Below are 18565 nucleotides of genomic sequence, written 5' to 3'. Positions count from 1 at the left end.
TGGGCCGGTTCCCCGCGGGGGCCGGCCCGTCTTCGTGTGTACGCAAGAGCGTGCTGGTGCTGGTGCTGGTGCTGGTGCTGGTGCGCCGGGCCTAGGTTGCCGCGAGGGCGCGGACCCAGGCTGCCCACTCCTGCTCGAAGGCCAGGATGTCCTGGCCGATGACCGTCTTGAGCAGGCCGGCCAGTTCGTCGCCGCGGGTGGTGTTCACCGCGCCGGCCACGAAGCGCCGCAGCTGGTCGGTGCCGTACCGCTCCGCGATGAACTGCACGGCGAGCGCGCCGGCGTGGTCGCCGGGGAAGGCCCGGCTGTCGGAGAAGTACAGCAGCTGGGTGCCGACCAGGCGGGCGACGAAGAAGTCGGACCCCACCAGCACCCTGGCGCTGTTCGCGACCGCGTCGGGCCGCTCGGCCAGCTCCCAGGCCCGGGCGCGGGCATACCCGGTCACCGCCCACGACGAGCCGTCGCACGTCCGCGTGCAGAGCGGCACGAGCAGCGCCTCCGCGACGGCCTGGCGCAGCGCGGTCGCGGCGACGTCGGGCTGCGCGGCGAACGCCGGGTCGGCGGTGTTCACCACCAGCCGTGCCACGCCGGGCTGCTCGGGCGGGCAGCCGATCGGCCGGTCCTGGGAGAACGACATGACCCGGCAGACGGCCAGGCCCTCGTTTTCCCGCGGGAACGCGTACGTCCGGTCGAACGCCAGGCCGTCCGCGGCCGCGTACACCAGGAACCGCCGACCGGTCGGGCCCGGGCCTTGCCATGCGGCCACCTCGCGGGCCGCGATCGCCTCGGCGGTGTCCGCCCAGGCGCCGGCCCGGCCGCGCTCGGACTCCGGGGCCAGCAGCAGGACATGCGGCCGCGACTCGGCCACCAGCGGCTCCCGGTCCCACGGCGCCGGATTCCCGGCCGCCGGTCCTGAGCCGCCCACGTACACGATCTGCAAGGGCGCCCCGGCCGTCTCGCGCACGATGCGGTACTGGTAGCCCTCGTCGATCGGCGACGGGTCGATGCCCGCCACCTGGTGCCGGAAGGCCACCAGCAGGTTGACCTCCGCGACGTCGCCCGCGGCGGGGGCGCGCGCTTCGGGGACGGCCGGGGCCACGAACTTGGCCACGGTGAGCGGCAGCAGCTGCAGGTTGGCGAACAACTGCCGCCGCTCGGCGAGCACCCCGGACGCGGCGTTCTTGTACGGCGCCATGAAGGTGGCCTCGTCGCGGATGGCCAGGGCCCGCGTCTGCGCGTCGAGCAGGGCCTCCACTTCGGCCTTGGTGATCCGCGGCGGCCCGGTGGGCACGGCCGGCGAGGCGGACACCCCCGCGGCGCGCAGCCCGGCCTCCTGGTCGGCGGCCGCCTTCGCGTCCCCCGCCGCACCGTTCCCCTGGCAGCCGGCCGCCGCGACGGCCGCCAGCGCGGCCCAGAGGGCGCCGGCCCGCAGCGCTTTCCGCCCGCGCCGGAGCCGGTGCGGACCTTGCGAAGTGCCGTACATGCGACCTCGCTTCCCCTGGCCGCGGCGAGCTCGCGCCACCGCGGCCAAGCCAGGCTAAGGCGTGCCGGAACCCCCGGGACACCCTGCCGGTCAGGCCTTCGCCCGGACCCAGGCCGCCCAGTCCTTCTCGAATGCCGCGAGGTCCGTACCGGTGGTGCTCCGGAACAGCGCGGCGAACGCTGCGTCGTCGGGTGTGCCGAATGCCCCGGCGGCCACGGTGTGGGCCTTCTCCGCCCCGAACTTCTCGGTGAGGCGGTGCATCGCGAGTGCGGCGGCATAGCCGTCGGCGTCCAGGCTGAGCACCGAGCTGCCCGACCTGTCCAGGCTGGGCAGCTTGCCGGTGAACTCCCTTTGCTTGAAGAGCTCTTGGACGGTGCCCCGGACCATTCCGTCATCGTTCCCCAGGCCCCAGTCCTGCACCAGGGAGTACCCCTCCAGCACCCACGACGCGCGGCCCTTGCACGTCTCCTTGCACAGCGGGCTGAGGAGTGCGTCGGTCAGCGGGCCGACGAGCGCCTCCGCGGTCGCGGCCGGCTTTCCGGAGAAGTCCACGGTGAGGCGGGGGCTGCCGGCCACGGCAAGAGAGCAGGGCGTCGCCGCTCCGGCGGCCGTCGCGAGCCGGCAGTCGGTCGAGGCGTTCCGCGTGCCCTTCTCACCGCCGAACATCTTGGCGTAGCCGATCCTTTCGGCGGTCCCGTACACCAGGAAGCGGCTTGCGGTCCCGGCCGGGCCGCGCCACGTCGCGACGCCTGCCGCGGCCGCCGTCTCCGCGGTGTCCGCCCAGCCTTCGGCCTTGGCCTGGTCGGCCTTCGCGGCCAGCAGCAGGACATGCGGGCGCGCCACGACGGCCATCTCGCCCTGGTCCCAGGGAGCGGGGTACCCGACACTTCCGCCGCCGCCCTCGGCGTGCGCGATGCGCAGCGGCCCTCCGGGCGCGGTACGCACGATGCGGTACCGGTAGCCCTCCCCGACCGGCACGGCGTCGATCCCGGTGATCCGGTGCATGAACACCACCGGGACCTCGAGCTCGGCGGGCCCGCTCCCTTCCGCGGCCTTGACCTCGGGCGCGGTCGGCGCGGTGAACTCCACGCTGTCGAAAGGCACGAGGCGCAGGTTCGCGAAGGTCCGCCTGCGCTCGGCGAGCACCGCCGCGTCGGCGCCTTCGTACGCCGCCAGGAAGGCCGCCTCGTCGCCCGCCTTCAGCGCCTGCGTCTGGGCGTCGAGCAGCGCCTTCACCTCGGCCTTGGTGATCTGCGCGACCGCACCTTGCGCCCCGGCCGGGGCAGCCGCGGAGCCGGACGGCTTCACATCCTTCGCGTCCTTTGCATCGCCGCCCCCGCACCCCGCGGTGAGCACGGCCAGCGCCGCCACTCCGGCCAGACCGGGCAGCAGCCTCCCGGCGCGCCGCCTGCGGACGGCCCCGGACACGAACAAACCGACAGGCACGACGTTCTCCCTCGAGCGTGCGGGAGTACGCACCCCCACGTTGATTGCCCCGCATGATCAAGAACGCGGTGGCTCCCGCCCCGGGTTGACGCACCGGAAGAGAGAATTCCGCTCGGCCGGGCTGCTCCGCCCAGGCGGCTCGCTGCCGAGTCCGGTCGGTCAGCCGGTCTCCGAGACCCAGGCGGCCCATTGCGCCTGGAAAGCGCTGCGGTCCAGGCCGGTGAGGCGTTTGAGTGCGGCCTCGGTGCGGGCGTCGTCGGCCCAGGCGACCTCGGACACGAACTCCTGCGCCTTGGCGGTGCCGTACTTGGCCACGAGGTACTGGAAGGCGAGCGCGGACGACGCATACGCCACCTCGACGTCCTCTTCGGAGCTCCAGTCCAGGCTCCCCATGTCCGGGAGCTTTCCGGTGTAGGCGCGCGCCTGCAGGAGCGAACGGGCGCTGAGCCGGTGGGTGTTCGGCGCCGCTGCGTACTTCCACGCGAAGGCGGTGGCGAATCCGTAGAGGGCCCAGTCGGGGTCTTCGCACTTGCTGCCGCACAGCGGGCGCAGCATTGCCAGGGCCACGCCGAAGCGCATACCGATGTCGCCCTCTTCGGCGCGGAAACCGGGAGCGCCCGTGTCGAGCACGATCCGGGCGACCCCGCGGTAGCTGTCGGTGCAGGGGCGGTGCCTGCCGCTCATCTCCCACGAGACCCGGCACTCGACAGGCTCGCGCGCGGCGGTGGGGGTGCTCGGGTAGACCGCCAGGAAGTCCTGCCGGTTCGACGCCGCGTACACCAGGAAGCGCTTCCCGATGTCGGACGGCCCCTGCCACGCGGCGACGCTCTCGGCTGCGATGCTCTCGACCCGGTCGGCCCATGCCGCGGCCGCCTTCGCATCGGCCTGCCGGGTCAGCAGGACCACATGGGGGCGTTCCAGCACGGCCAACTCGCCGCCGTCCCAAGGCGACGGGTGGCCGCCCGACTCTCCGGCGCCGACGACCTCGGCGATCCGCAGCGGTGCCCCGGGGGCGGTCCGGGTCAGGCGGTAGCGGTACCACTCGGCGGCGTATGCCGTGTCGACGCCTTCGATCCGGTGGTGGAAAGCGACCGCGACACTTGCCTCGGCGGGGCCGGTCACGGCAGCGGGTTCGTTCACTATGTCCGCGGCGAACTTGGCATCGGAGAAGGGGATTTTCCGCAGATTCGCGAAGGTCCGGCGGCGCTCGGCCGCCATCTCGGCGGGCGCGCCTTCGTACGGTGCGAGGAACGCCGCCTCGTCGCCGGCCGCCAGCGCCCTGCTCTGCTCGGCGAGCAGGGCGTGGACGTCCTCCTTGGAGATCGACCGCTTGGGGGCCGACGGGTCGGCGGGCGACGCGGAAGGCGCGGGGGCGGTGCCGCGGGGCGCGGTGGAAGACGCCGGCTCCGGCCGCGCGTCCTGCTGCGACTCGGCCAACGGGCCGGCCACGGGTACGGCCGCGCAGCCGGAACCCGCCAACACCACCGCGAGCAGCCCGGCTATCGCCGCTGTTCTCCGCCGTGGACTTCCCCCACTGCGCCGCATGCGTCCTCTTCCGCCCCGACGGGGAGGCTCTGCCGCTCCCCGGGACGCGGAAGACTACCGGCCGGCCGCGGCCAAATGATCACTGCGGGGCGGGGGCGTGCCCGAAGGGCGCGGCGCTAGAGGCGCGGGGTCCAGCGGCGGCCGGTGAGGGCTTCTTCCACGAGGGAGACCTCGCGTTCGAGGGCGGCGGCGCGGGAGCCCTCGTATTCGTACATCCGCAGGACCGACTCGACGACGTGCACCTCGACGCGGTCGCGCAGGTCGACGCGGGCGGTGCCGTAGCCGTACCGGGCGGCCTGCAGGGCGGCGGCGACGTGCTGGCGGGCCATCCGGGCGAGCAGTTCGGGGTGCCGGCGCAGGACCTCGTGGCGGCGGTAGCCGGGCGGGACCAGGTCGTACAGCCAGCGCACCGCGGTCTCCTCCCAGCCCTCCACGCCGGGCGGCCGGACGCCGCGCGGCCAGCCGGGGGGAGCGACTCCGTCCTGCCCGCCCGCGGCGCGCTCGAAGCGGCCGGGGCGCTCCCAGGCGGGCCGGGCGGCGGAGTCGGATGCGGAGTCGCTCATATGTTCGATCATGGCACAGGGTCTGCGTATCCGGATACGCAGACCCTGCGGTTTCGTGCGGTCATCCAAATGGGGGTAATTCTGAGTAATTCTGACTATTTATAACTTTTTTCACTCTGACGTGGGCATGGAGGGACTCGGAAAGATCCAAGTGATGCAGGTTCATCCAGGAGGTCCCAGGTGCGGACGGCGCGGACGGTGCTTCGAGGCGTGGCGGCGGGCGCGGCCGCGGCGGTCCTGCTGTTCGGCGCGGCCGCCTGCGGCACGTCCGACGACACCGACAAGGCGGACAAGGCCGGGCAGGCCCAGGGCGGCACCGGGCTGACCGTGGCCCAGGGCTTCAAGGTCGGGCTGCTGCTGCCGGAGAACAAGACGGCCCGGTACGAGCGCTTCGACAAGCCGTTCTTCGAGGCCAGGGTGCGCGACCTGTGCCCCAAATGCGAGGTGCAGTACGCCAACGCCCACCAGCAGGCCGGCACCCAGCAGCAGCAGGCCGAGGCGATGCTCGCCGGCGGCGTGAACGTCCTGGTCCTGGACGCCGTGGACACCAAGGCCGCGGCGGCGACCGTGGCAGCGGCGAAGGCCAAGAACGTCCCGGTCATCGCGTACGACCGGCTCGCCGAGGGCCCGATCTCCGGATACGTCTCCTTCGACAACGAGGCGGTCGGCAAGCTCCAGGGCACCGCTCTGCTCGAAGCGCTCAAGAAGGGCGGCGACCCCAAGCGCGCGCCGATCATCATGGTCCACGGCTCGCCGACGGACCCCAATGCCGGGGAGTACAAGCGCGGCGTGCACCTCGCGCTGGACGGCCAGGTGATCATCGGCCGCGAGTACGACACCCCGGACTGGTCCGGCGACAAGGCCCAGAAGGCCACCGAGCAGGCCATCACCGCGCTCGGCGGCCCCGGCAAGGTCCTCGGGGTCTACGCCGCCAACGACGGCATGGCCGGCGGCTCGATCGCCTCCCTCAAGGCCGCGGGCTTCGCCCCGGTGCCGCCGGTGACCGGGCAGGACGCCGAACTCGCCGCGATCCAGCGGATCGTCGCGGGCGAGCAGTACATGACCGTGTTCAAGCCGTACCAGCCGCAGGCCGAGGCCGCCGCCGAGATGGCGGTCGCCGCGGCGGTCGGCAAGAAGTACGAGGACGCCACCGGCAAGAGGAACAACGGCACGGTCGAGGTCGACGCGACCATCCTGGCGCCGCTCCCGGTGACGAAGGCCGACGTCAAGGCCACCGTCGTGCGGAAGCCCTACTACACGGCCGCGGAGATCTGCACGCCCGAGTACGCGGCCGCCTGCAAGGCCGCCGGCCTGGGCTGACGGCCCGCCGCCCGCCCTGGTGATCTTTCTCGCGTTCGCCGCGGCGGGCCGCTGCCGCATGTGCCGTTCGCGACCGCCCGTACACCCGACTGCGCCGAGGCGAACCAGGAGACGCGTTCCGCGCGTCTAGACTCGATAAGTGCGTTTCCCGCCTGGGGGACGGGCGAGGACCGCGACAGACCGAAGAAGGAGGTACGGGTGGGCCTGCTGGAGAGCATTCGAGGACCCCGTGATCTCAAGGCGCTCTCTCCCGAGCAGCTCACCGTGCTCGCCGGCGAGATCCGCGAATTCCTGGTCGACTCCGTCTCCCGGACCGGCGGCCACCTCGGCCCCAATCTGGGCGTCGTCGAGCTGACCCTGGCGCTGCACCGGGTCTTCGACTCGCCACGCGACAAGATCCTGTGGGACACCGGGCACCAGTCGTACGTCCACAAGATCGTCACCGGCCGGCACGACTTCACCGCGCTCCGCCAGGAGGGCGGCATCTCGGGTTACCCGAGCCAGGCCGAGTCCGAGCACGACATCATCGAGAACTCGCACGCGTCGACCGTGCTGTCCTACGCGGACGGCTTCGCCAAGGCGTACCAGGTCCGCGGCCTCGACGACCGGCACGTGGTGGCGGTCATCGGCGACGGCGCGCTGACCGGCGGCATGGCCTGGGAGGCGCTCAACAACATCGCCGCGGCCAAGGACCGCCCGGTGATCATCGTGGTCAACGACAACGAGCGTTCGTACGCCCCGACCACCGGCGGCCTCGCGAACCACCTCTCCACGCTGCGCACCACGCGCGGCTACGAGCGGTTCCTCGACTGGGGCAAGGGCGTCCTCGGGCGCACCCCGGTGGTCGGCGGCCCGGTGTACGACATCCTGCACGGCGCCAAGAAGGGCCTGAAGGACTTCGTCGCGCCGCAAGGCCTCTTCGAGGACCTGGGCCTGAAGTACATCGGCCCGGTCGACGGCCACGACACCGAGCAGGTCGAGCAGGCGCTGCGCAAGGCCAAGGGCTTCGGCGGCCCGGTCATCGTGCACGCGCTGACCCAGAAGGGCCGCGGGTACGACCCGGCCCGCAACGACGAGGCCGACCAGTTCCACGCGGTCGGCGTGATCAACCCGGAGACCGGCCTGCCGGTCGCCAAGGCCGCCGGTGCGTCGTGGACCTCGGTCTTCGCCGACGAGATGGTCAAGGTCGGCGCCGAGCGGCAGGACGTGGTGGGCATCACCGCGGCCATGCTGATCCCGGTCGGCCTGCACAAGTTCGCGGCCGCGTACCCGGACCGCACCTTCGACGTCGGCATCGCCGAGCAGCACGCCGTCACCTCGGCGGCGGGTCTCGCGATGGGCGGCCTGCACCCGGTGGTCGCGGTCTACGCGACCTTCCTGAACCGCGCGTTCGACCAGGTCCTGATGGACTGCGCGCTGCACAAGTGCGGCGTCACGTTCGTGCTGGACCGGGCCGGCGTGACCGGCGACGACGGGGCCAGCCACAACGGCATGTGGGACATGTCGATCCTGCAGGTCGTGCCCGGCCTGCGGCTCGCCGCGCCGCGCGACGCCGCCCAGGTCCGCGCGCAGCTGCGCGAGGCCCTCGACGTCGACGACGCGCCGACCGTGGTGCGCTTCGCCAAGGGCATCGTCGGCCCCGAGATCGAAGCGGTCGGCCGGATCGGCGGCATGGACGTCCTGCGCCGCACCGGTCCGGAGCGCAACGGCGGCGGCGAGGGCGGCGACGTCCTCATCGTCACCGTCGGCACCATGGCCGAGGCCGGCATCGAGATCGCCGACCGGCTGGCCGACCAGGGCATCGTGTCCACGGTGGTGGACCCGCGCTGGGTCAAGCCGGTCGACCCGGAGCTGCCCGGCCTCGCGGCCCGGCACCGCCTGGTGGTCACCATCGAGAACAACGGCCGCGCGGGCGGCGTCGGCGCGGCCATCGCGCAGTCGCTGCGCGATGCGGGCGTGGACGTCCCGCTGCGCGACTTCGGCATCCCGCAGGAGTTCCTGGACCACGCCAAGCCGGGCGCGATCCTGTCCCGCATCGGGCTCAACGCGCAGGACATCTCCCGCAAGGTCGTCGAAGAGGTCGCCCGCCTGTCCGGCGACCCGGTGACCCCGGAGGACGAGGCAGCCCAGCAGGCTTCCTGACCTGACGGCCTGACGGCCTGACGGCCTGACGGCCTGACGAACAAACGATCGGACGGCCCCCTCCGCTTGTGCGGAGGGGGCCGTCCGCCGTTGCAAAGCCGCAGCCTCCCCGTCACCCGCACGAGCGACCACTCCCCGGAAACTCCCCGACCCCCGTCACCCGTTGTGGCCACACAGGGGGCCCACCCGCTTTGCCTCCACCAGACCCCGTTCTCCACCACCCGTGACCCGCCGCGCGCAGCCGCCCGCGGATTCACTCGTACGCGCTGCGCTCAAATCTGCGTGAGTTCGTACAAATCGGTTAATCATGAGCTGACGCCGAGTGAAGCGGGGGTCAGCCATGACCACGTCCAGTCCCTTCCGGACCAAAACGGTCGAGCAGTCGATCCGCGACACCGAGGATCCGGAGCACGGGCTCAAGCGCGCGCTGTCCGCGCTCGACCTCACCGTGTTCGGCGTCGGCGTCATCATCGGCACCGGCATCTTCGTGCTCACCGGCACCGTCGCGCGCGACACCGCCGGCCCGGCTGTCGCGCTCTCCTTCGTGGTCAGCGGCATCGTGTGCGCGCTCGCGGCGCTCTGCTACGCGGAGTTCGCCTCGACCGTCCCGGTGGCCGGCTCCGCGTACACCTTCGCGTACACCTCGATCGGCGAGCTGCCGGCCTGGATCATCGGCTGGGACCTCATCCTCGAACTGGCCCTGGGCGCCGCGGTCGTGGCGGTCGGCTGGTCCGGCTACGTGCAGTCCCTGCTGGCCTCCGCCGACATCACCCTGCCGAACGCGATCAACGGCGGCACCGACGACGACTGGGGCTTCAACCTCCCCGCCGCGCTCCTGGTCCTCCTCCTCACCCTGATCCTGGTGTACGGCGTCAAGCTCTCCTCGCGCTTCACCGCCGTCATCGTGTTCATCAAGGTCGCCGTCGTCCTCATCGTGATCTTCGCGGGGCTCTTCTTCATCAAGGGCTCGAACTACTCGCCGTTCATCCCGCCGAAGCAGAACCCCGGGGGAGAGGACGACGGCCTCAAGCAGCCCCTCATCGAGTGGATGAGCGGCTTCGAACCCTCGTCCTTCGGCGTGATGGGCATCTTCTTCGGCGCCGCGACCGTCTTCTTCGCCTACATCGGCTTCGACATCGTGGCCAGCGCCGCCGAGGAGACCAAGAAGCCGCAGCGCGACCTGCCCATCGGCATCCTCGGCTCGCTCGCCATCTGCACGGTCCTGTACGTCGCGGTCTCCATCGTCGTCACCGGCATGCAGAAGTACACCGAACTCTCGATCTCCGCCCCGCTGTCCGACGCCTTCAAAGCCGTCGGCCACGGCGGCTGGGCCTGGGTGATCAACGTCGGCGCGGTGGCCGGACTCACCTCGGTCACCATGATCATGCTGCTCGGCCAGAGCCGCGTCTTCTTCGCGATGAGCCGCGACGGCCTGATCCCGCGCTTCTTCAGCGAGACCCACCCGACCTACCGCACCCCGTACCGCTCGACCATCGCGCTCGGCTTCGTGGTGGCCTTCGTCGCGGGCATCATCCCGCTCAAGGAACTCGCCGAACTGGTCAACATCGGCACGCTGTTCGCCTTCGTCGTGGTCTCCATCGGGGTCATCGTCCTGCGCCGCACCCGCCCCGACCTGCCCCGCTCGTTCCGCACCCCGTGGGTCCCGTACCTGCCGATCGCGTCGGTCCTCGCCTGCCTGTGGCTGATGATCAACCTGCCGGTGGAGACCTGGTGGCGGTTCCTGGTGTGGATGGCGCTCGGCTTCGTCATCTACTTCCTCTACAGCCGCAAGCGCAGCCGCCTGAGCATCGTGGAGACGGACCTCCCCGGCATCTCCCCGGTCGTCAACGAGCAACTCCCGCCGCTCCCCGGCGACCGCGACGACAAGAACTGACACACCGCGCGCGCCCCTTCGCCTCCGGTACGACCCGGACGCGAAGGGGCGCGCGGCGTTTCCTCAGCCCGCGGCGGCCGGAACCGGCGCTGTCGCTCGTGCCGCCTCTGCCGCCCCTGCCGGCATCGGAGGCGGCGGCGCGGCGGCTCCGCGGCGGAACTCGCCCGGGCGTACGCCGCGCAGCCGCGTGAACGCCGCGCTGAAGGCGTAGCCGTCGCTGTAGCCGACCTGGCGGGCGATCGCCGCGACGGTGCCGTCGGTACGCCGCAGCAGATCGGCGGCGAGCGACACCCGCCAGCCGGCCAGGTAGGCCATCGGCGGCTCGCCGACCACCTTCGCGAAGCGCTGCGCGAAACCGGCCCGGGACACCCCGACCCGGGCGGCCAGCTCGGCGACCGTCCAGGCATGCGCCGGGTCTTCGTGGATCAGCCGCAGCGCCCGGCCCGCCACCGGGTCGCCGAGTGCCTGGTACCAGGCGGGTGCGTCGGCGCCCTGGGCGTCGAACCAGCAGCGCAGCGACGACACGAGCAGCAGGTCGAGCAGCCGGTCCAGGAAGACCTGCTGGCCGGCGCGTTCGACGCTGATCTCGGCGAGCAGCAGGCTCACGAGCGGATCGTCCGACTCGTCGACGGCCAGGACCGCGACCGGCGGCAGGCCGGCGAGCAGGCGCCCGCTGATGTCGCCGTGCACCTGGTAGCTGCCGGTGATCAGCACGGCGTCCGAGTCGGGGCGGTCGCCCCACGTGCGCGGGCCGAGGGCCGCGGGGCCGGCCAGCTCGCGGCCCAGTTCGTCGGTGCACTGCTCCTCGGCGTGCACGATGACGCGCGGACGCGAGTCGGGGGAGTCCGCGACGGTGAAATGCGCCGGGCCGCGGACGATGGCGGCACTGCCGCTCGGCAGGCGTACCGGCGGGTGGTCGTCGTGCAGCACCCAGCCGGACCCGCGCGGCATGGTGAGCAGCGTCAGCGGCACGCCGTTCGCGAAGCGCACCGCCCACGGCGGATCGACGAGCGAGCGGCAGAAGTGCGCTCCGTGCGCCCGGGTGTCGTAGAGCAGCGAGGCCAGCGCATCCATGGCGGCAGCCTAGACGCAGGCACATCGAATCTGGATGGATGCACATTTCCCGTCCAGGGCCGACCCGGTTGGCTGGAGCCATGAGCAGCCAGCGCCCCACGGTCACCGACACTCACGCCCGCACCCACTCCCACACCGCGTCCGACTCCGCCGAGAAGCCTGCGCCCATCGTCGTTCTCGGCGCCACCGGCAAAACGGGCCGCCGTGTCGTCGAGGCCCTTGCCCGCAAGGGCGTCCCGACCCGCGCGGTCGCGCGCTCGACCACCCCGCTGCGCTTCGCCTGGAACGAGCGCGCGACCTGGTCGCCCGTGCTGACCGGCGCCGCCGCCGTCTACCTCGTCGAGCCGGACGAAGAGCAAGTGCCACTCGCGGAGTTCGTCGCCCAGGCGGTCGAGCACGGGGTACGGCGCCTCGTCCTTCTCTCCGCCCGCAGCCGCGACGCCGTCAACCTCGCGATGAAGGAACCCGCCGAGAGTGCCGTACGCGCCTCCGGCACGGCCTGGACGATCCTGCGGCCGGCCTGGTTCAACCAGAACTTCACCGACCTCCCGCTCTTCGCCGTCCCCCTGGAGCACAGCGGCGAACTGCGCCTGCCGACCGGCGAAGGCCGCGAACCCTTCATCGACATCCGCGACATCGCCGACGTCGCCGCCGAGGCGCTCACCACGGACGGCCACGCCGGCCGCACCTACGAACTGACCGGCCCCGACGACCTGACCTTCGGCGAGGCCCTTGCGCAATACGCCCGCGCCGTGGGCCGCGACCTGCGCTACGTCCCCGTCAGCGAAGCGGAGTACGCCGCCGACTACACCGCAGCGGGTGCCCCCACCGAGGAAGTAGAGCTGGTCAACAGCCTGTTCCGGGTCATCCGCGAAGGCGGCGGCGCGGGCGTCACCGACCACGTACGCGAGGTCCTGGGCCGCGGCCCCCGCCCCTTCGCAGCCTGGCTGGAGACACCGCCAGAGTCCTGACTCCTCCGCGGCACCCGTCCAGGCGGCTACCAGCAGGAGTGCTCAGGGCCGCCCGCTCCGTGGTTCGGGTCGTCACCACAGCAGCGGTCCGCTCAGGGGCCGGCCCACGGCGGGTAGTACCGCAGGTCGCCGGGCAGCGCCGACCAGACGTCCCAGTAGTCGGTGAAGTACTCGCGGCAGGGGTCGGCCTGAGTGCCGTTGCCGGCATGGGCGCTGTGCACGCCGAGCATGGTGATCGTCCCGTTGGCGCGGACTTGGTAGACCGGCGCGCCGGAGTCCCCGCCCCTGGCACAGGCGCCGGTCTTGGTGCCGTACACCATGTTGCGGGCGACCTGGCCGCCGATATCGGCGAAGTTCACGCCGTTGTTCTGCACGGTCCAGCCGCACAGTTCGCCGCTGAAGGAACCACCCGTGCAGTAGGGCCTTCCCGCGGTCGACCGGCTCGGCGCACGAGCCGTGACGACAGCCGTCGAGTCGGAGTCGACGGCTCCCCGGTAGATGTAGTACCCGGCCGCAGGGCCCGAACTGCTGATGGTGATCATGGCGATGTCGCCGCGGAAGTCGGTCTGGCCCGGGAAGAACACGGTGCCGAACCCGGGCGCCCAGTTCTCGCCGGTGTCGCTGTAGACCGCGCCGAACAGCCCTGTGGGCGTCGAGACCCAGGCGCCGTCGAGGCCGCAGTGGCCGGCGGTGATCAGGTACGTGCTGGTTCCTGCCTCCCAGGGGATCCCGGACGTGCAATGACCCGAGCCGACGTTCCCGTGCATGGTGAGCCGCGCGCCGCCACCGAAGTAGTCCGGACCTTCGCTGAGCCGACTCTGGAAGTGCGGACGGCTTCCGGGACCGTTGACGCGCACCGCGACCGCGTCGGGGCCGTAGCGCTTCGCCACTGCCGTCAGGAAGGCATCGCTTGCCTGCTCGACGTCGATGATGACGCGGTTGTTCTCGGCATCGACCTGGGTACGGAAGACGCTGCCCGCATCGGGCACGCCGACGGTGCCGATGGTGATCGCCTCGTCCTTGATGCGCTCCAGGGCGCCGAGGCTGCGCGACACCGTCCGGGCTTCCGCGCCGATGCCCTTGGCGCGCGAAGTCCTTTTGTCCACCATGGACTTGCCGGCCGACTCGACCACGCCGATGCGAACTGCGCCGGATTTCCGGTCGTACCAGGCGTGGCTGAAGTCCTCGGGAGCCGAGGCGGCGAGCTTGCCCGCCTCGGACAGCGTGGCCTCTGCCGCGGCGGGCAGACCAGGCGGGACGAAAACTTCCTTGGCCAGAACCGTCAGGCCGCTGCGGTGCCGGGACTCCCCGTCCGGGCCCGGCACGGCTCCGGCATCGGACTGGAGACCCGACGCGGCCACGGCGAGCGACAACCCCGCCACGAAGACCCACGATCTCCTTCTGCGACGCGACATGCGGTACCTCCTGGAGCGCGAGTCGTGCCTGGGAGTGCAGAGTCCGGTCATGAATCCATAGAGACGCGATGTTTTCAAGAAGCGGACAACCGCTGGGTCGGTGGGCCTGGCGGCAACTCGCTTCCACAGCAAGCTCGTTATGTGGCCATTGGCATGACGGCATCCGGGTATGGCCGCGGACATTACGGCAGGGGCCGGGTACGACCAGTGACAGGCCATAGAAAGTCCTTGGCTGTCGGCAGCGCCTTCCTATGCGGCCCGCCACCCCGATCCGCAGACTTTCAGATGATCGGACTTCCTTTCCTGGCAAGGTAGTTCGCTCCGCAGCGGCTACCGTTTCCGTGTGCTCCGTCGCGTACTCCGGGTGTTGCTCCGGCCGCCTGTCACCGCCTTGCTCCTCGTGTCCGTGGCCGTGGCGACGCACCTGCCGTCGTTTCTCCGCGCCTTCTGGAACCCGGACGAGGGGTTCCTCGCCACCCAGGCGCGGATACTCGGAGCCGGCGCCGACCTGTACAGCGGAGTGGTCGACCGCAAACCGCCGCTGCTCCCGTACCTGTACGCCGCGGTCTTCGGCATCTTCGGCGACGACCGACTCTGGCCGGTCAAGGTCCTCGCCCTGGGCGCGCATGTCCTCACCGCAGTACTGCTCCTCCTCCTCGCCCGCCGCCGCTACGGCCCCACCGCAGGCCTCGCCGCCGGGCTCCTCTACCTCGTTGCCAGCACCGGCCTCTCCCCGCCCGACGCGCACGCCGCCAACTTCGAGGTCTTCATGCTCCCGGCGACCGCGGCGGCCGTACTGCTCGCCGACCGGGGGCGGTACGGGGCCGCCGGAGTGGCCGTCGCCGTCGCCGCGCTGACCAAGCAGTCCGGGGGCGCGGTGCTCATCCCGGTGCTGTGGCTGGCCTGGCGTACCGCGGGCCGGGGCGGCGTATCGCGTGCCCTCGTCGGTACGGCATTGCCGTTCCTCGCGATTGCGCCGCTGTTCGGGGTCGGCCGGTTCCTGTTCTGGGTGGTGACCGGCTCCGGCGGCTACCTCTCCCTCGAAGGCGGCTGGCTCCGCGCGCTGGCCCGGGCGTCCGTGAACCTCGGCATCGTGGTCGCGGCCAGCCTGCCCCTCGTCTGGGCCGCACTCCGCGGACGCCGCCTCCGCGCGGACGCTGACCTGTGGCTATGGCTGGCCGCGTCCTTCATCGCGATCAGCGCAGGCACACGCTTCTTCGGCCACTACTTCCTGCAACTGCTGCCCGCCCTGGTCATGGTGGGCGTGGCCGGCATCGCCCGCGGTGCCTTGCGCTGGCGTACCGCCGCGGTCTACGCGCTGCTCTCCGCCTGCGTGTTCAGCTGGCTGGCCCTCAACTGGCCCGAGTCGCGCCTCCGCCACATCCAGGAAGTCGGGCGCGCCGTACGGGCCGAGACCCACCCCGGCGAACACGTCCTCATCTGGGGCATGAACCCAGCGCTCTACTACTACTCCGAACGCCCGCCCGCGACGCGCTTCCTGACCGCCGGCTTCCTCACCAACTTCTCCGGGGGCCGCCCGGAGAAGTTGGTCACCGAAGAACTTGCCGTACGCGGCGCGTGGGACCAGTTCGCCGCCGACCTCACCCGCACCAGACCCGAGTTGGTCATCGACGACTCCGGCCAGGCCGCGTACCGCCCGGACCGCATCCCCAAGTTCGACGAGTTCCTCCGCGAGAACTACAAGGAGGAATCCCGCAGCGGGCATGTGGTGATCTATCGGCGCATCACCCCGTAGGGCCGGCCCGGCCGACGCCGATCTGCTGAATCACGATGATAGAATTGATTCACGGAGGTGGCTCGCATGGATCTCGGCAAGGTCGGAGAACGGGTCAGGCGCGCCCGAGAGGCTTCCCGCTACACGCAGCGCGAGCTGGCCCCGCTCGCCGGGCTGTCGCAGCCGACTCTTGCCCGCATCGAAGCCGGTACGCGTTCCCGTGTCACGCTGGCGGAGCTGGACCGGATCGCCGAGGTCCTCGAAGTGTCGCTGCGCGAGCTCACCCAAGGCAGCTCAGTGCGCAGCCGGGTCGTCGTCGCCGCGCGCATGGCCGATGTGGACGAAGCCACGCGGGAGGCTGCCCTCGGCGCGGTGGTGGACCTGCTGGTTCTCGACGACCGCATGGACAGAGCCGGTGCGTCGCGAGTGGGTACGGACGAGGCGGGCAGGCGCGACGGTTTGACGACAGCGCCAGTGGATCTCCCGGACAGCGCGCTACCCCCGGAAGACCAGGGTGCGCGGCTGGCCAAGGCGGTTCGTGACAGGCTCGACCTGGCCGGTGCGCCGATCACTGATGCCGCAGAGCTGCTGGAGCGCCTGACCGGTGCGGACACTGCTGTTCTCGACCTGCCGGAAGGCGTGGACGGGTTCTCGGTGGCAGACCCCGAACGCGGGGTCCTGGTAGTGGCGTTGGCCACGAGTTCCTCCCCGGAACGCCAGCGGTTCACCAGCTGCCACGAGCTGGGGCACGTGCTGTTCGGGGACTGTGCGGAGGCTCACCGCACGGACGGTGACTGCACGCCCAAGGAGCGTCGTTGCGACGCCTTTGCCCGGCATCTGCTGGCACCGACGGACGGCATTGCCGCATGGCTCCGCCCGCTCGAAGGCGGTGGGAGCGGAGCCGCAGCGGTACCGGAACCGGACTTGCGTACGTGTGCACTGCTGGCGCGGCATTTTCGTGTGAGCCTCCCCGTCGTGCTCTTCCAATTGCGGGCCATGGGCCTCCTGACCACTGCGCGGGTGCAGGCCCTCCGGGGGCAGACCGGTGCCCAGCTTGCTCAGAGGTTCGGCTGGGGGCCGCAGTATCTGGCGGAACGGGACGCCGCCCTGCGCCCCAAGCCGCCCCGGCGAATCCTGGAGCGGGCTGTGCAGGCGTACACGGAGGGCAGGGTCGGCGTGCGCGTGGTCGCCAGACTCGCGGGGGAGGGCGTCGGCGAGGTCCAAGCGCGCCTGGACGACGCAGGGCTGACCCCGGCACCGCAGCAGGTACGGAGGGCGGCAGTCTCGGACCTGCTCGCCCGTGCGCAGCACAAGGGGTGAGTGCATGGACGAGGGGAACGAGGAGTTATCCGGGGATTCGTGCTGCGTCCTCGACGCTGTCATATGCGTGCATTTCGTCGGCGCGAACCTGCACGGCCTGCTGATCGACGTCCTCGCTGCAGTACAGCTCGTGGTCCTGGTCCCGGAGGAGGTGGTCGGCGAGGTCGCCGGAAAGGGCCGCAAGTACCGGGGGTTGGAGCAGCGTTGGAAGCGCTTGGTTGCGAGCCGTCATGTCCGGGTGCTGCCCAGGGTCGAGTTGGCCACTGGCTTCGCGCGGGTGATCGAAGTAATCGAGGACATCCGCGAAACGGATCTGGAGCAGGCGGTGCGGCAGCACCGGGATCTCGGTGAAGTAGTGGTGGTCGCCCACGCCGTCCACTTGGCCGAACAAGGGGTCGACGTCAAGGTGCTCATCGATGACCACGGCGGGCAGCGCCTGGCCGCACGCTGGGGTCTTGAGGTCCTCGCCATCGAGGACATCCTGACCATGGCCGTGGAACTGGGGTTCTTTCCGAACGCTGCGGACCTGGTCGGCGCGTACGCGAAGCTACGTGCCTTTGGCGACGGGATGCTTCCCTTCGAAAAGAGCGGGCTCAAAGAGACGCATGCCCTGTGGAAGTCTCGGCGTCCGACGGGGTGAGGAAAGGGGACAGGGCGGGACCTGTGCAGGTCGCCGCCCTGTCGGGGGAGTTCGGTGCGGTCTACCAGAGCTGGTCGGTGTAGGTGTCGCGGCCCGGGATCGTCGGGATCCACGGGGCGGCGAAGGTCACCGTGCCGATGCCGCTCGCGTTGATGGTGTCGGCCCACGTACGGAACGAGTCCCAGCTGTCGCGCGGGTCCCCGCCCAGGAAGTACAGCTGCATGCTGCGGGTGGCCGCGTTGGGGTCGCGGGGGACGAAGGCCGGGGCGTCGTCCGAGAGCGGGAGCGCGGTCCAGGCGGCGACCGACTCGACGGCGGAACCGTCCAGGAACTTGGGGAGGTTGGCGTCGAACCAGGTCTCGAGCTCGTCCTGGGAGACGCCCTCGGCGCGCTGCACGGTGAGGGACACGAGGCCCTGGTAGCCGTGGTCGAGGGCGAGCTCCAGCGGGACCGGGTCCTCGTCGCGGTACCAGCGCTTGTCGTGCAGGTACATGCCGGTGTGCGCGTGGATGCGGTTCGGGAAGCCGCGGTCGTTGGAGTAGAGCCAGTTGACCTGCTCGACGGCCCAGGCGTTCCACTCGTCCCACTGGCCCTCGTTGACCCAGTAGACGGCGAGGTACGAGCCCGCGTCGATCGCCGGGACCAGGTCCGACTCGGCGGGGAACCGCAGGTCCTTGAGCTCGCGGGTGGCGACCCAGCGCTTGCCGGCCAGCATGCCGGGGCCGATCATGCAGCCCGCGTAGAAGTGGTCGCGCTCGTACCAGCGGTGGTACTCGACCTCGTGGCCGCGCTCCGGGTCCACCGCGGTGAACAGCATCCCGGTCGTGCGGATCGGGTACTCCTTGAAGCCCATGTTGGTCCTTTGGTCCTTGTCGACGAAGATCCAGGTCGTGTCGGCCTGGCTGACAGTACGTCAGAACTGATGAGGTGTCAGCACTTGCTGACACGCGTTTGGATCACACCGTTCACGCCCGCCACACCGGTCATGAAGCCGCCGCCGCGTCGACCGGCGGCCCG

Annotated in this window: 14 protein-coding genes; 7 read left to right on the top strand and 7 right to left on the bottom strand. The window is 71.2% G+C overall.

Features of this window, described 5'->3' with window-relative positions:
* Positions 1 to 91: 91 nt before the first annotated feature.
* From LZ495_RS03560 to LZ495_RS03545, 4 genes are all read right to left on the bottom strand, one after another.
* A complete protein-coding gene (locus LZ495_RS03560) occupies positions 92 to 1483 on the bottom strand; it encodes a hypothetical protein (protein WP_235050343.1) in 1392 nt (463 codons plus the stop codon).
* A gap of 90 nt (positions 1484 to 1573) precedes the next feature.
* The gene (locus LZ495_RS03555; protein ID WP_235050342.1) at positions 1574 to 2929 is read right to left on the bottom strand and encodes a hypothetical protein; all 1356 of its coding nucleotides are present in this window, start codon (positions 2927 to 2929) and stop codon (positions 1574 to 1576) included.
* A 159-nt stretch (positions 2930 to 3088) separates the two neighbouring features.
* Entirely contained in the window at positions 3089 to 4474 is a 1386-nt protein-coding gene (locus LZ495_RS03550; protein WP_235050341.1) for a hypothetical protein, read from the bottom strand.
* Between the two features lie 116 nt (positions 4475 to 4590).
* The gene (locus tag LZ495_RS03545) at positions 4591 to 5037 is read right to left on the bottom strand and encodes a hypothetical protein (protein ID WP_235050340.1); all 447 of its coding nucleotides are present in this window, start codon (positions 5035 to 5037) and stop codon (positions 4591 to 4593) included.
* 180 nt (positions 5038 to 5217) lie between these two features.
* Here LZ495_RS03545 and LZ495_RS03540 point away from each other — a divergent pair, with 180 nt between their 5' ends.
* The 3 genes from LZ495_RS03540 to LZ495_RS03530 all read left to right on the top strand — a co-directional run bounded on the left by LZ495_RS03540 (position 5218) and on the right by LZ495_RS03530 (position 10393).
* Positions 5218 to 6357 (top strand): substrate-binding domain-containing protein, encoded by a 1140-nt coding sequence (locus LZ495_RS03540; protein ID WP_235050339.1) that lies wholly within the window; start codon positions 5218 to 5220, stop codon positions 6355 to 6357.
* A gap of 198 nt (positions 6358 to 6555) precedes the next feature.
* Positions 6556 to 8499, top strand: a complete 1944-nt coding sequence (gene dxs, locus LZ495_RS03535; protein WP_235050338.1) for a 1-deoxy-D-xylulose-5-phosphate synthase — start codon at positions 6556 to 6558, stop codon at positions 8497 to 8499.
* A gap of 340 nt (positions 8500 to 8839) precedes the next feature.
* Entirely contained in the window at positions 8840 to 10393 is a 1554-nt protein-coding gene (locus tag LZ495_RS03530) for an amino acid permease (RefSeq protein WP_235050337.1), read from the top strand.
* Between the two features lie 63 nt (positions 10394 to 10456).
* Here LZ495_RS03530 and LZ495_RS03525 read toward each other — a convergent pair whose 3' ends face one another.
* On the bottom strand, positions 10457 to 11467 hold the full coding sequence (locus tag LZ495_RS03525) for an AraC family transcriptional regulator (protein WP_235050336.1): 1011 nt from the start codon (positions 11465 to 11467) through the stop codon (positions 10457 to 10459).
* Positions 11468 to 11547: 80 nt separating this feature from the next.
* On the opposite strand from LZ495_RS03525, the gene LZ495_RS03520 reads away from it, so the two are divergent.
* Complete coding sequence (locus LZ495_RS03520; RefSeq protein WP_235050335.1) at positions 11548 to 12438, top strand: NmrA family NAD(P)-binding protein; 891 nt, start codon at positions 11548 to 11550, stop codon at positions 12436 to 12438.
* 92 nt (positions 12439 to 12530) lie between these two features.
* Here the strand turns inward: LZ495_RS03520 and LZ495_RS03515 are convergent, their stop codons facing one another.
* Positions 12531 to 13853: a chymotrypsin family serine protease gene (locus LZ495_RS03515; protein ID WP_235050334.1), complete on the bottom strand. Its 1323-nt coding sequence runs from the start codon at positions 13851 to 13853 to the stop codon at positions 12531 to 12533.
* Between the two features lie 343 nt (positions 13854 to 14196).
* Between LZ495_RS03515 and LZ495_RS03510 the strand changes: the two genes are divergently transcribed.
* From LZ495_RS03510 to LZ495_RS03500, 3 genes are all read left to right on the top strand, one after another.
* On the top strand, positions 14197 to 15609 hold the full coding sequence (locus LZ495_RS03510; RefSeq protein WP_235050333.1) for an ArnT family glycosyltransferase: 1413 nt from the start codon (positions 14197 to 14199) through the stop codon (positions 15607 to 15609).
* A gap of 66 nt (positions 15610 to 15675) precedes the next feature.
* Positions 15676 to 16908, top strand: coding sequence for a helix-turn-helix domain-containing protein (locus tag LZ495_RS03505; RefSeq protein ID WP_235050332.1), 1233 nt, complete (start codon positions 15676 to 15678; stop codon positions 16906 to 16908).
* 4 nt (positions 16909 to 16912) lie between these two features.
* Entirely contained in the window at positions 16913 to 17548 is a 636-nt protein-coding gene (locus tag LZ495_RS03500; RefSeq protein ID WP_235050331.1) for a PIN domain-containing protein, read from the top strand.
* A gap of 61 nt (positions 17549 to 17609) precedes the next feature.
* Here LZ495_RS03500 and LZ495_RS03495 read toward each other — a convergent pair whose 3' ends face one another.
* Complete coding sequence (locus LZ495_RS03495) at positions 17610 to 18401, bottom strand: hypothetical protein (protein ID WP_235050330.1); 792 nt, start codon at positions 18399 to 18401, stop codon at positions 17610 to 17612.
* Positions 18402 to 18565 lie beyond the last annotated feature (164 nt).

The organism is Yinghuangia soli (assembly GCF_021502675.1).
GTDB lineage: Bacteria > Actinomycetota > Actinomycetes > Streptomycetales > Streptomycetaceae > Yinghuangia > Yinghuangia soli.
Note: the sequence above shows the minus strand (reverse complement) of the source record. Positions and strands in the feature narration are given on the sequence as shown.

Bases quoted from the DNA above. Each gene is read 5' to 3' on its own strand.
- LZ495_RS03560 (WP_235050343.1), bottom strand. From the start codon at position 1,483: ATGTACGGCACTTCGCAAGGTCCGCACCGGCTCCGGCGCGGGCGGAAA.
- LZ495_RS03550 (WP_235050341.1), bottom strand. From the start codon at position 4,474: ATGCGGCGCAGTGGGGGAAGTCCACGGCGGAGAACAGCGGCGATAGCC.
- LZ495_RS03545 (WP_235050340.1), bottom strand. From the start codon at position 5,037: ATGAGCGACTCCGCATCCGACTCCGCCGCCCGGCCCGCCTGGGAGCGC.
- LZ495_RS03530 (WP_235050337.1), top strand. From the start codon at position 8,840: ATGACCACGTCCAGTCCCTTCCGGACCAAAACGGTCGAGCAGTCGATC.
- LZ495_RS03525 (WP_235050336.1), bottom strand. From the start codon at position 11,467: ATGGATGCGCTGGCCTCGCTGCTCTACGACACCCGGGCGCACGGAGCG.
- LZ495_RS03520 (WP_235050335.1), top strand. From the start codon at position 11,548: ATGAGCAGCCAGCGCCCCACGGTCACCGACACTCACGCCCGCACCCAC.
- LZ495_RS03515 (WP_235050334.1), bottom strand. From the start codon at position 13,853: ATGTCGCGTCGCAGAAGGAGATCGTGGGTCTTCGTGGCGGGGTTGTCG.
- LZ495_RS03505 (WP_235050332.1), top strand. From the start codon at position 15,676: ATGGATCTCGGCAAGGTCGGAGAACGGGTCAGGCGCGCCCGAGAGGCT.
- LZ495_RS03500 (WP_235050331.1), top strand. From the start codon at position 16,913: ATGGACGAGGGGAACGAGGAGTTATCCGGGGATTCGTGCTGCGTCCTC.
- LZ495_RS03495 (WP_235050330.1), bottom strand. From the start codon at position 18,401: ATGGGCTTCAAGGAGTACCCGATCCGCACGACCGGGATGCTGTTCACC.